Source organism: Microbacterium wangyouchuni, from assembly GCF_051546305.1.
GTDB lineage: Bacteria > Actinomycetota > Actinomycetes > Actinomycetales > Microbacteriaceae > Microbacterium.
The window spans coordinates 459267-471758 of the sequence record NZ_JBPTMA010000002.1; the positions used below are offsets into that span (position 1 = coordinate 459267).

General features: G+C 64.3%; 10 protein-coding genes. 8 read left to right on the top strand and 2 right to left on the bottom strand.

Going from position 1 to position 12492, the window contains the following annotated elements:
• Nucleotides 1-36 precede the first annotated feature (36 nt).
• The 6 genes from ACSS7Z_RS05525 (at nt 37) to ACSS7Z_RS05550 (ending at nt 6054) form a co-directional block, all read left to right on the top strand.
• The gene (locus tag ACSS7Z_RS05525) at nt 37-1317 is read left to right on the top strand and encodes a CDP-glycerol glycerophosphotransferase family protein (protein ID WP_438253478.1); all 1281 of its coding nucleotides are present in this window, start codon (nt 37-39) and stop codon (nt 1315-1317) included.
• 17 nt (nt 1318-1334) lie between these two features.
• Nucleotides 1335-2099: a biotin--[acetyl-CoA-carboxylase] ligase gene (locus tag ACSS7Z_RS05530; RefSeq protein ID WP_438253479.1), complete on the top strand. Its 765-nt coding sequence runs from the start codon at nt 1335-1337 to the stop codon at nt 2097-2099.
• A 77-nt stretch (nt 2100-2176) separates the two neighbouring features.
• On the top strand, nt 2177-2731 hold the full coding sequence (locus tag ACSS7Z_RS05535) for a PH domain-containing protein (protein WP_438253480.1): 555 nt from the start codon (nt 2177-2179) through the stop codon (nt 2729-2731).
• A gap of 72 nt (nt 2732-2803) precedes the next feature.
• Nucleotides 2804-3922, top strand: a complete 1119-nt coding sequence (locus ACSS7Z_RS05540) for a 5-(carboxyamino)imidazole ribonucleotide synthase (protein ID WP_438253481.1) — start codon at nt 2804-2806, stop codon at nt 3920-3922.
• 216 nt (nt 3923-4138) lie between these two features.
• Entirely contained in the window at nt 4139-4606 is a 468-nt protein-coding gene (gene purE / locus ACSS7Z_RS05545; protein WP_438253704.1) for a 5-(carboxyamino)imidazole ribonucleotide mutase, read from the top strand.
• Nucleotides 4603-6054 carry an LCP family protein gene (locus tag ACSS7Z_RS05550; protein WP_438253482.1) on the top strand — a complete coding sequence of 484 codons (1452 nt, stop codon included), beginning with the start codon at nt 4603-4605 and terminating at the stop codon, nt 6052-6054. The genes purE and ACSS7Z_RS05550 overlap by 4 nt, the downstream gene beginning before the upstream one ends.
• Nucleotides 6055-6207: 153 nt before the next feature.
• Here ACSS7Z_RS05550 and ACSS7Z_RS05555 read toward each other — a convergent pair whose 3' ends face one another.
• Entirely contained in the window at nt 6208-6822 is a 615-nt protein-coding gene (locus ACSS7Z_RS05555; protein ID WP_438253483.1) for a hypothetical protein, read from the bottom strand.
• 149 nt (nt 6823-6971) lie between these two features.
• On the bottom strand, nt 6972-8696 hold the full coding sequence (locus tag ACSS7Z_RS05560) for a DUF4012 domain-containing protein (protein ID WP_438253484.1): 1725 nt from the start codon (nt 8694-8696) through the stop codon (nt 6972-6974).
• A 102-nt stretch (nt 8697-8798) separates the two neighbouring features.
• On the opposite strand from ACSS7Z_RS05560, the gene ACSS7Z_RS05565 reads away from it, so the two are divergent.
• Entirely contained in the window at nt 8799-9872 is a 1074-nt protein-coding gene (locus ACSS7Z_RS05565; protein ID WP_438253485.1) for a glycosyltransferase, read from the top strand.
• 86 nt (nt 9873-9958) lie between these two features.
• Nucleotides 9959-12445, top strand: a complete 2487-nt coding sequence (locus ACSS7Z_RS05570; protein WP_438253486.1) for an FG-GAP repeat domain-containing protein — start codon at nt 9959-9961, stop codon at nt 12443-12445.
• Nucleotides 12446-12492: the final 47 nt, after the last annotated feature.

Consider the following 12492-nt stretch of genomic DNA (forward strand, 5'->3'; position numbering starts at 1 on the left):
CAGCTTCGGCTAAGGATGCGCTCCTATCGTCGTCGGATGGGCTTTGTCTATGACGGGCGTAAAGCATTTCGCCTGCTGAAACGCGCACTGAACACCCGATCGGCGGCACGACGGGTGCGCCGGATGCTGGAACACCATAACCCCGCCACGTTTCAGATCGCGGTCTATTTCGCCGATACCGATGTGAACATGTACCAGATCCGGCAGTGGTATCAGCCGCTGGCGGATATCGCTCGTCGCTGGCCGGTCGTCGTCTTGGCGCGCTCGCCGCTGGGCGCGCAGGCACTCATCGACGATGGGAAGCTGCCGGTCGCCTTCGTGCCGAAGATCCGTGACCTCGAGCGTTACATCGCCACGCAGGACATCAGGTTGGTGTTTTACGTGAACCAGAACACTCGCAACTTCCAGATGTTCCGCTACGGTCGGCGCTGGCACGTGTTCATCAACCATGGCGAGTCCGACAAGGTCTACATGGTCAGCAACCAGTTCAAGGCGTACGATTACGCGCTGATCGCGGGCCAGGCAGCGCATGATCGTCTCTCGCGCACGCTGTGGGGCTACGACGTCGACAACAGGACCATCAGGATCGGGCGCCCGCAGGCCGACTACTACCTCGCTCAGACTCCGTATCCGAGCGATGACCGCCAGGTCGTGTTGTATGCGCCCACCTGGGAAGGGGATCGCGCATCGATGAGCTACGGCTCGGTGATCACCCACGGAGAACGCTTGGTCGCTGAGCTGCTGCGCACGGGGGAGCACCGTCTGATCTACCGCCCGCATCCGCGTACCGGCGTGAACGATGCTGCCTATAAAGCCGCGAACGAGCGGATTATCGCGGCCATTGCCGCGGCGAATGGGAAGGATCCGTCTGCCCATCATCTGTACGACGACGGGCCGGATCTCGGCTGGCAGCTCGCCGCTGCCGACGTCGCGATCCTCGACATCTCGGCCATGATCTACGATCGCCTAGCGACCGGAAAACCGCTGCTGGTCACCCGCCCTGTTGACGAGCGCGCAACGGTCGACACGAGTGGGTATCTCGCTCAGTGCGAATGGCTGACGGCGGATGCCGCGGCCGACATCGTCGCAGAGGTTCAGCGAGTCGGCTCCGATGAGGTGGCGATGAACCGTCTGCGCACCTGGGTGCAGCACTATTTCGGCGACACCACGCAGGGGGTCGCGACGGCGAAGTTCCATGCCGCGGTTGAGCGGCTGATGGCGGAGTTGGACGAATATCTCCGCGCAGAGATCGGCGCGGCCGCCGCTGACGAGGACGACGATGACGAAGAAGCCAAAGAAGAGGAGCTCAACGGCTGAGCTCTAGAGTTGCTGCCATGGACTATCCGCGTACCGAAGCTGCTTCCGGACGGTTCGAGATGCTCGAGCAATCGGCATCGACGAACCACGACATGCGCGAGCACGCGTCGGAAGCGTCGGGCTGGCCGCACCTTTCCGTGCTGCTGACCATGAACCAGACGGCGGGCCGCGGGCGACTCGATCGCACCTGGATTGCTCCGCCGAATGCGGCGTTGGCGATCTCGGTGCTGCTGCGGGATCTGCCGGTATCGGCCGAGACGCTCGGCTGGATTCCGCTGGCTGCGGGCGTCGCGATGGCGGATGCGGTGACCGCGCAGCTGGCGACACACACGGTCGGCGTGAAGTGGCCCAACGACGTGCTCGTGGAGGGGCAGAAGATCTGCGGCATTCTGGCCGAGTCAACCGGGACCGCGGTCATCGTCGGTGCGGGCATCAACACCAGGATGACCGCTGAACAACTGCCGGTGCCGACAGCGACGTCGTTCGCCGTGCTGGGGGCGAGCGTTGATGAGGATCTGCTGGCGGCTGATTTCGTGCGTCATCTGGGGGAGTTGCTGCGCGCGCTCGTCGCGGCCGATGACGCCGAGCTGAGCGGTCTGCATAAAGCTGCGACTGAGCGCTGTCTCACGATCGGTCGGGCAGTGGATGTCCTGCTGCCGGGCGGCGATGTGCTGCAGGGGAAGGCAACGCGTCTGGCGTCTGATGGTCGCCTCGTGATCGTGGCCGACGGTGTCGAGCACCTGATTGCCGCGGGCGACGTGGTGCACGCGCGCTTGAGCTGAATGCATCGAATCGGACACGCGATCGGACACGCCGACTGCCGACACACGATGTCGGCGGTCACGGGCACAATGGATGCATGACTCAACCAGTGACTCTCGGCGGTAGGCCCCTGATGCCACCGCCCGGCGCGCCGGCTGAAGAGCTGCTCATCGTCCGCTTCCGCGGTCACGCCCGGCGACTGTTCTGGTCGGCGATTCTGCTGATCGCCGTGTTCGGCGCAACCGCCTACTTCTTTGAGAATTTGCCGGACGGATTCGAGAACTGGATGCTGTTCGCCGTTGCGGGAGCGCTGATCATCGTGGGCGTTCTGATTCCCTACGTGATCTGGGCCTCGCGTCAGTACACCGTCACTACCCGGCGGGTGATCGTCAGCCACGGTATCGGTGCGCGTCAGCGTCGAGAGATGTCGCACGTGCGCGGGTACACGATCGGGGTGCGTCGTGGCATCCTGCAGCGCATGTGGGGCGCGGGCACCATCACACTGTCAAACGGCGTCGACACACCGCTGCGCCTGGCAAACATTCCCAATGTCACCCTCGTGCACGAGGCACTCGCTGACCAGATCGAGGTCAACCAGATCCTGGCGCATCGCGATGCTCAGGCGATGTCCGATCCGGACTCCGCGCGGTAGCACCTGTCCGCATCATCTGGTGCGCAGCCTGGTCTGCATGCGGAACAATGGGAACTGACGAACGGAGACTCAATGACCCTGCGTGTTGGCGTGATCGGCGGCGGACAGCTGGCTCGAATGATGATCGCTCCCGCGGTCGAACTCGGCCTCGACATTCGCGTTCTCGCCGAAGCCGAGGGCATGTCCGCGCAGCTTGCCGCCTCCGCGGTGGGGGACTACCGCGATCTTGAGACGGTGCGTGCTTTCGCCAGCACGGTCGATGTCGTCACCTTCGACCACGAGCACGTACCGCAAACCGTGCTGCGGGCACTCGTCGACGATGGCGTTGCCGTGCACCCGGGGCCCGATGCGTTGCAGTTCGCCCAGGACAAGCTCGTCATGCGTGAGAAGCTGGCCGAACTGGGGGTGCCGCAGCCGGATTGGGCCGCGGTGTCTGACAGCGCAGCGTTGCAGGCGTTCATCGATGATCACGGCGGCAAAGCCGTGGTGAAGACTCCGCGTGGTGGTTACGACGGCAAGGGCGTGCGCGTGGTGCGTAACGCGGACGAGGCCGCCGACTGGTTCCTCGACAGCGGAGATGCCCTGCTCGTGGAAGAGCTGGTGTCGTTCAGTCGCGAACTCGCGCAGCAGATCGCTCGGCGTCCGAGCGGACAGATGGTCGCATATCCCGTGGTGGAAACCGTGCAGCGAGACGGCGTCTGCGCCGAGGTGTTTGCTCCCGCACCGGGCGCTGGCGAGCGGCTGTCTCAGATGGCAGAGAGCATCGGACGGCAGATCGCAGAGGGCCTGGGCGTCACCGGTATGCTCGCCGTTGAACTTTTCGAGACCGACGACGAGCGCATTCTCGTCAACGAGCTGGCGATGCGGCCGCACAACAGCGGGCACTGGAGCCAAGACGGCGCCGTGACCGGGCAATTCGAGCAGCATCTGCGCGCCGTAGCCGATCTGCCGCTCGGAGACCCGACGCCACGCGCTGACTGGTCTGTGATGGTGAACATTCTCGGTGGACCAGCTCAAGGCGCCTTCGAGGACTGCTTTGATGCGGCCATGACGGAGCATCCGGACGCGAAGATCCACATCTACGGCAAGGCCGCCCGTCCCGGTCGCAAGGTCGGACACGTGAACACGACCGGCGACGACCTCGACGACGCCGTCTACACGGCTCGTGCCGCCGCCACCCACTTCGCCTAACCCCACCCACCCACACCCACACCCCCACCCCCACCCCCACTCACCAGCTTGCGAGTGGGCAATTGTGGCTCGATTTTCGCGTCACGAGGAGCCACAACTACCCACTCGCAACGGGTAGAGGGCGCGTTGTTCAGGGGATCCTGGGGAACCAGACCGTAGCCTGGGGGAGTGACTGAGCCACTGCACTCCTCCGCTGTACCCGTTGTCGGCGTCGTGATGGGGTCTGACTCCGACTGGCGGATAATGAGCGACGCTTCACAGGCGCTGACCGAGTTCGGCATCGCCCACGAGGTTGAGGTCGTGTCCGCACACCGCACACCCGACAAACTCATGCAGTATGCGCGCGAGGCGCGTGGTCGCGGCATCCGGGTGATCATCGCCGGCGCTGGCGGCGCCGCCCATCTCCCCGGCATGCTGGCGTCGATGACGCCCCTTCCCGTCGTGGGTGTTCCGGTTCCGCTGGCCTACCTCGACGGGATGGACTCGCTGCTGTCGATCGTGCAGATGCCCGCGGGCATCCCAGTCGCCACGGTGTCTATCGGCGGCGCGCGCAATGCGGGCATTCTCGCCGCGCGCATTCTCGGGGCATCGGATGCTCGGATCGCCGATCGCGTCGAAGACTATGCCCGCACGCTCGAAGCTCAGGTGGCCGAGAAGAACGAACGGCTGAAGGACTCCCTGTGACACTCGCCGCGCCACGCGCGATGGGTCGTTCCGGGCATCCGCTGATCGAGACGCGCCCGCTCCGCAATCCGGATGCGTCCGATGCCGCCTTCATGGGGCGACGGGGCTGGTGGCTGATCGCGGTGAACGTGTTGGTACCGGGATCCGCGCAGATTCTCGCCGGCGGCAACCGCAAACTCGGGCGCATCGGACTGGCCGCCACGCTGTGGAGCTGGTTTCTCATCGTGCTTGCCGTGGTAGCGGCGATCTTCTGGCGCTCAGCGCTGATCACCGTCGCCACGAACTGGTTCGTCCTGACCGCGCTGCAGGTACTTCTGATCGCTTATGCGCTGCTGTGGGTTGTGCTCACCATCGATACGGTGCGGCTGGTGCGGCTGGTGAAAGTACCGCCGATCTCTCGCTTTATGATTCCGATCACCGCGTTCATCATGGTGGGACTGCTCGGCGGTGGTGCCGGATATGCGGCCACTCTCGCCGGTTCCAGCCGTGGCGCGATCAACGACATCTTCGCGCAGAGCGGGCCGAGCGTTGAGCCCAGTAACGGGTATTACAACATTCTGCTGCTGGGCGCCGACAGCGGTGATGGTCGCGACTCTATGCGCTTCGACAGCCTCTCCGTGGTTTCCGTGAACGCCACAACCGGAGCGGTCACGATCGTCGGCATCCCGCGCGAACTCCCGCATGCGCCGTTCAGCGAGGGCAGCCCGATGCATGCGCTGTATCCGGACGGTTTCCATGGCCAAGAATCTTCGACCTGCGGCTGGAACGGGTGGATGAACCACGTCCGCTATGCGGCCGAGGTCTGTCGCGATGACGAGGGAACGGGGCTCTACCCTGACGCTGCCGCCCACGGATCGGCACCGGGGATCGAGGCGACCAAGGACGCCGCCGAGGGAATCCTCGGAATCGAGATTCCGTACTACATCTTCATCGACATGAACGGGTTCGCGAACATGATCGACGCGCTCGGCGGTGTAGAGATCAATGTCACCAAGCGTCTTCCCAAGGGCGGACCGCCCGAGGGCTGGACCGGCAACGACGTCAACGAATGGGCGATTGGCTGGATCGAGCCCGGCCAGCAGCTCATGAACGGTGATACCGCCCAGTGGTACGCGCGTTCGCGCTACACGACCGACGACTGGGATCGGATGGAGCGTCAGCGGGAGCTGCAGGTGGCGATGCTCAATCAGTTCACGCCGCAGAATATCCTCACGCGATTCAACGAGATCGCAGCCGCCGGAACCGTTCTTGTCGACACCGATCTGCCGAGGGACAAGCTCTCGGAGTTCTTCGACCTGATGGTGAAAGCGAAGGATCAGGAAGTCACGTCGATCGAACTCGTGCCGAAGCACGGCGTCGACGAGTTCAACCCCGACTATCCCTACATTCGCGACCTCGTCCAGCAGACGCTGCATCCGCCGACACCGACTCCGACACCGGAGCCGTAAGCCGGCACACCAATGGCCCGCTGCTGGACACCCCACGTCTGTGGTGTCCAACAGCGGGCCTTCCGGTGCGTACCGGACTGCACCGGACGACGACAGTCGGAGGGGGAGGGACCGCCGCCGCCCGGCGAGCGACCACCGCGGAGAGCGGTTGACCTAGGCGCGCTTGCGGCGTGCGATGCCCGCCACAGTGAGCGCAGTTCCCGCAGCAAGCGCGGCAGCGCCTCCGGCGAGAATCCACGGCGATGCTCCGCCGCCGGTGAGAGCGAGCTCCATGCCGCCCCCAGTTAGCGGCAGTTCCGTGCCGCCCCCAGTCAGCGGCAGTTCCGTGCCGGATGCTGCGACCTGAGGGTCGTGATCGCAGCTCACAGCGGCGTCATGCCCCTGCGAAACTGTGATCAACGCCGTATACGAGCGCGTTCCATCGAAGGCCAGTGCATACGAGCCGTGACCATCTGCCGGTGGCCGGAATGAAAGCACCATTCCACCGTCCGCGTTCGCGACGTTGCCCGAGTAGGAAGCCGCAGCAGCGTTAAAGCCGGACACCCCGATCGCGACCTGCTCGCCGTCAGCGAAATACCCCGAACCGAACACGACCGTCGAAACCTCGCACACGTCGATGACCGGAGAGTCAACGGCGACGCCTGGAGGATCGACGTACGATCCGGATGCGAACGGCGCGACCTCGGTCGGCGCAGCAGAGGCGACAGCGGGTGCACAAAGCACCAGCGCGCCAGCGGTCAGGCTGATGACAGCCAGTTTTTTCAGCATGATTCTCCCCCAGAGAGATACACGCGGAATCACACCCGAACACACCCCTGCGTTCGACTGCGTGGGCCCTTCTTGCCCCCACGGCAAGATGGTAGAGCCCAATATTCCCCAGTGATGCTGACACTAGCTCATTCAGAGTCGATTTGTCACTAACCGCAGACCAATTCGGTTCGGCCAATGTTCGGATCCTCGATCAGCGGCGTGTGCTGCACGCGTGTGAGGCGGTCACCGGCACCCGGGCCGTCGAAGGAAACCGTGATCGTGGTCGATTCGCCCGGGGCCAGCAGAACATCGTGCTGAACGACGCTGCGTGTATCGAGCATGGTCGTCTGCACACTGTCTTCATCGCCATCGCGATCGACTGCTCGCACGTTCGCGCCTTCCGGGCCATAGACGGCGATGAGTGTGCGTACGTCGCCGGGATCCACGCCGTAGTGGCCGCCTGCTGTCACATACTCTGGCAGCGATTCGGCGGCATCCACCGGGGCGGTGTTACGCCAGGTGACCGTGACCTGGGTGATCGGTTCGCCGCGGCAGACGCCGACCGCGGTGCTGATCTCAGCGCGGGTGTAGAAGTCCATCTTGCCGCCGGTGGCGTCATTGAAGAGCACTCCCACATAGGGCCCGCGTTCCCCGTCGACGGGCAGTGCACCGCCGAGCGTGGATGCGGCGAGGCGCTTTTCCTCGTCGGGATGCGCGCTCCAGATGCGGATCCGATCGGCATCAGCGGAAGCTGCCAGCGCGTTGATGAGCTGCTGCGGCTCTCCGCTGGTCAATGCGGCGGAGAACAGGGCGTTGGCAGCCCCGGCGAAAACCGCATCCTGTTCGACCGGATCGGGGAAGGTCGCGTAGATCTCCGACAACAGAATCGGCACGATCGTCTCTGACGTCGCCGTGAACGGGCCGAAGGTGAGATCGCCGGTGGCTGCGACCAGATGCTTGGCCACGATCGCGTCGATGGCGATCACTCCGTCGACGACATCACCGAATCGCTGCTCCCAGCGAAGGGCGAGGGTCGCGCCGGCCTCGGTGAAATCCGGGATGCTGGTGATGTTCTGCATGTACCGGCCCGGCCGGTCTTCGAACAGCGCAACGGCGGAATCGCTCAGCGGCAGCGGCTCATCCAGCGGAGGGAAATCTCTCGTGGATGCCTGGCGCACGATGCTGATGCTGCCGTTGTCTGCCCGCAGCAGGGCGAGTGAGCCGACGATACCGCCACTCGAGCGAAGCTCGGCGTTGTTCTGCATTGCGACGACGTACGTGCGAGGACCGTCGACGCCGAGCATCGGTGGCAGAAGAACAGAGGCACCGTGCAGCGCACCGACGACAGTGGCGGCCTCAGCGACGACATCGCGCATCTTGTGGACCGCGTCGGCGAGCGGCTCGAGCGTGGCATCGGCATCGATGTGCTGTGCACGCAGGTCAGCTTCGCTGAGCGTCGCGCTGGCTGCGGCAAGAGGCTTCTGAACCTCAGCGAACGGCGCCAGATCGAGCGTTGATCCGGTGAACCCGAAGCTGGCCAGATCCATGTCGGCTGCGACCTCGAGAACCGGCGCCACCGCGTCGGCCGCCACATCGTCCGCGATGTGCGCGACTTCACGCACAGCTGTGAAGTTGGCACCCAGCCAGGGAATGAACTCGAATCCGCGCCAGATGAAGTCAGAGGTGAGGCTGTGCGCGTTCGCGGCGTGTTCTGCAACGCGTGGGGCGATGCGCTCGGCTTTGGTGAGGTCGCCCTCGGCGATCGCGGTGCGCATCTGAGAGGCCGAAGTCTCGACGCCCTGCAATTCGCTGACCGCGCTCGCGCCGCGGATCACGACCCATCCGACGGCGAACACACTGAGCGCCGCAATGACGCCGATGGTCCATCCCACCCAACGTCGTCGTACTGGTAGCCGTCCGTCGCTCACCTGAGCATTCAAGCACGACCGGCGTCGGTGGCGGGTTTTCTCATGCGCCACCGTTACTCTTTGGATATGGGAGCCCAGTTGCGCCTCGTTCTCGACCAGATTGCGCAGGTCGTCGATTCTGATCAGGCCGGAGCCGCCCGCGATCTCGCCGTGGGGCTCATCGCCACAGCTCCCGCCGGATGCGCTGTGGAAGCGATCGTCCCCGCTGGCGGAACAATCGAGATCGCAGGACTCGCCGGGGTACGGGCACTGCCGCTGGCTCGTCGTGAGCTTGCCGGATCCTGGCAACTGGGAATCGCTCCGGGCGTCGGCGGCGGTCTCATTCACGCCCCGACGCTGATGGCACCGCTGATCAAGCATGACCGCCTGCACAACCACGATCAGACCGCGGTGACTGTCTGGGATCTGAACGCCTGGGAAGCTCCGCAGACCATGTCCAAGACGGCCGTGGCGTGGCAACGCGGGATGCTTCGTCGAGCAGTCAGGCACGCCGATGTGGTTGTTGTGCCCTCACATGCGATGGTCGACCGGATCGGTGCTCTGGCGAAGCTCGGGGACCGCGTTCGAGTGATCGCGGGCGCGCCGCCGGAAAATTTTGCTGCCGTGCGCGACGTTGCCGCGCGACGCAAAGAACTGTTGCTGCCCGAGAAATATGTCGTCCTCACCGGCACAGCCGAGGAACTCGAGCACGGGTTCCGTGCCGCTGCCGCCGCTGATCTGCATGCCGTGGTTCTTGACGCGCCGGAGGGGTCGGAACCGCGTCTGGTCGAGCATGCTTCAGCGGCCGGTCTTCCGGAGCAGCGTGCGCACGTGCGCGGTGTGCTTTCGCGGCAAGACCGTGCGGTCGTGCTCGGCGGCGCATCCGCATTCGTTGCCGCGAGCACGCTTTCGGCATGGCCCTGGCGTGCGATGGAAGCGATGGCGATGAGCGTGCCGATCGTCGCGGTCGACACTGAGGTGCACCGCGACGCGATTTCTGAGGGTGGCGCGTTGGTCGCGGCGACGGATGTGACCGAGGCCGTGATGGATGCTGTCGGCGCCGGCGCGAAGCGCCTCGGGGTGCTGGCGGGGGATAGGGCTCGGGCCTTCTCCTGGGCGAGCTCGGCCGAGCGCGTATGGTCGCTGCACGCTGACCTGTGACGTCGAATTTGGGCGACATGCCGGGGTCTGCGCGCTTTCGTCGTGTCGGACGCGGATAATCTCACAACTTCCGTCACACTGGTCACATGTCTCGACGCGCCCTTCGCTCTCGAAACGTGCTCCGGATCACCCGCTTCCTCACCGTCCTCGTCGCTGTCACCGCCGTCGTGGTCGGCACTGTGGCGCCGGTGTCGGTTGCGACAGCATCCGCTTCACAGAGCACGCCGACCAGTCTCTCCCGCACGTCGGTCGACGCGACCCAGCTCCGCGTCGTCAAAACGACCCTCGATGGGTTCACGCCGGGCAACCTCATCAGCGATGCCGTGTTCACGAACAAGAACACGATGACCGAGGCGCAGATCCAGAGCTTCTTCAAAGGCAAAGTGGCGAACTGCCGCTCCGGGTACACCTGCCTGAAGGACTTCAAGATCAACTCGGTGACGCGTCCTGCTGACGCGTACTGCAAGGGCTACAAGGGGCAGAACAACGAGAGTGCGGCCCGCATCATCTACCGCGTCTCGCAGAGCTGCAACATCAATCCGCATGTGCTGATCGTGATGCTCCAGAAGGAGCAGGGGCTGATCACCCACACCTGGCCCAGCCAGTGGCGCTATGACATGGCGCTCGGACAGGGATGCCCGGACACCGCGCCTTGCGATCCGAACTTTGTCGGCTTCTTCCACCAGATCTACGGCGCGGCCCGCCAGATGCAGATCTACATGGAGGGCAAGTGGTTCCAGTGGTATGCGCCGGGCAAGACCTGGAACATCCAGTACCACCCGAATCGCGCCTGCGGAACGTCGCCGGTCTATATCGCCAATAAGGCGACCGCTGCGCTGTACTACTACACGCCCTACCAGCCCAACGCCGCGGCTTTGAAGGCCGGACGCGGCACCGGTGACTCGTGCTCGAGCTACGGCAACCGCAACTTCTACAACTTTTTCACCGACTGGTTCGGCTCGACGCAGACCATCACGAAGCCCAAGCCGAAACCGACTCCGAAGCCGGAAACCCCGAAGCCGAATCCGGCGACCAAGGTCACGTCGATGGATACGAACCCGTTGGCGATCGCGCTCGGGTCAAACGGCACGGCATGGGCATACCCCTACGCAAAGGGTAAATGGGGTGCGAAGACGCAGATCGCGACCGGTCTGAACGGCATCAAGAAGCTCATCGGCATCGCTGACCTCGATGGCGATGGTCATCGCGACCTGCTTGCTGTGACCAAGTCCGGACAGTTCTCCGTGCTCTACGGAAACGGATCGACCACTTACGGCAAGCCGGTTTCTCTCTCCGGCGTCGGAAACGGTGCGCGTCTCACGACCGGCGCCGGCGATTTCGACGGCGATGGCGTTCCCGACTTCTTCACCACGAACTCTGCGCACGATCTCTTGCTCTGGCGCGGGAACGGCTTCGGATCATTCCACGCTCCGATCAAGGTCGGCCGCGGCTGGGGCGCGATGAACATGATCAGCGGCGGCGCTGATCTGTCGGGTGACGGCAAAGTTGATCTCGTCGCACGCGACAAGAACGGCCGGCTATGGCTGTACCTGGGCAACGGCTCGGGTGGATGGAGCGGCAGCTTCCAGATCGGCCACGGCTGGGGATCCTTCGGCGACATCATCAACATCGGCGATTTCACTGGCGATGGCAAGGGCGATCTGATCGGCATCGCAGCCAACGGCGACAGCCTGCTCTACCGGGGCGCTGGCGGTGGCAAGCTGGGCGCATCCTCCAAGGTCGGAAACGGGTGGGGCTCGCTCGCCATCGCACCAGGCGGCAGCGCGGTGAAATCCGAGCGCGTTCTTCCCAGCGGAGTCGGCAACCTCGACGGCGCGGGAGGCAACGACGTCATCGCCGTGTCAGGAGCGAGCCAGCTTCTTCTGTACCCCGGCACCGGTCGAGGCGGCTGGGGCGCCAAGAAAGTACTTGGAACTGGTGGGTGGAAGGCAGAAGACCGGATGTTCCCGGTCGGAGACTTCAACGGCGATGGCATCGTCGATCTTGCCCGCGTCGACGGAAGCGGGAACTTCCGACTGCTACGCGGAAAATGGGGAGGCACCTTCCAACAGTCGATCGTGATCGGCCAGGGGTGGTCATCCATGACGATCATCGCCGCCGGGATCGATTATGACGGGGATCACCATCCCGACGTCCTCGCGAAGGCGAAGAACGGCGATCTACTGCTGTACCGGGGCAATGGAAGTGGTGGCTGGATCGGTGGTTCGACCAAAATCGGCCACGATTGGTCGAAGATCAATGCGGGCTTCTACGCCGGGGACTTCAACGGCGACGGCAATGGCGATGTCATCGCGCGTGCAACAGACGGCACGCTGTGGATCTATCCCACCAACGGCGCTGGCGGGTGGGGCGCTGCCCGGCAGATCGGTCATGGCTGGAGCAACATGACTGGCATCTTCAGCCCTGGTGACTTCGATGGAGACGGCAAGGTTGATGTGCTGGCGCGCACGAAGGACGGTCTGCTCTATCTCTACCGAGGAAACGGTTCCGGCGGCTGGTTGTCCAGCGCCCAGATCGGCAATGGGTGGAACGGCATCCGTTCGATGGGGTGATTGCGTTGACAGTTCGCTGTCGGCGTCGTCACGGCATCGTGGCGTAA

Bases quoted from the DNA above. Each gene is read 5' to 3' on its own strand.
- ACSS7Z_RS05570 (WP_438253486.1), top strand. From the start codon at position 9,959: ATGTCTCGACGCGCCCTTCGCTCTCGAAACGTGCTCCGGATCACCCGC.
- ACSS7Z_RS05540 (WP_438253481.1), top strand. From the start codon at position 2,804: ATGACCCTGCGTGTTGGCGTGATCGGCGGCGGACAGCTGGCTCGAATG.
- ACSS7Z_RS05535 (WP_438253480.1), top strand. From the start codon at position 2,177: ATGACTCAACCAGTGACTCTCGGCGGTAGGCCCCTGATGCCACCGCCC.
- ACSS7Z_RS05525 (WP_438253478.1), top strand. From the start codon at position 37: ATGGGCTTTGTCTATGACGGGCGTAAAGCATTTCGCCTGCTGAAACGC.
- ACSS7Z_RS05555 (WP_438253483.1), bottom strand. From the start codon at position 6,822: ATGCTGAAAAAACTGGCTGTCATCAGCCTGACCGCTGGCGCGCTGGTG.
- ACSS7Z_RS05530 (WP_438253479.1), top strand. From the start codon at position 1,335: ATGGACTATCCGCGTACCGAAGCTGCTTCCGGACGGTTCGAGATGCTC.
- ACSS7Z_RS05565 (WP_438253485.1), top strand. From the start codon at position 8,799: ATGGGAGCCCAGTTGCGCCTCGTTCTCGACCAGATTGCGCAGGTCGTC.
- purE (WP_438253704.1), top strand. From the start codon at position 4,139: ATGGGGTCTGACTCCGACTGGCGGATAATGAGCGACGCTTCACAGGCG.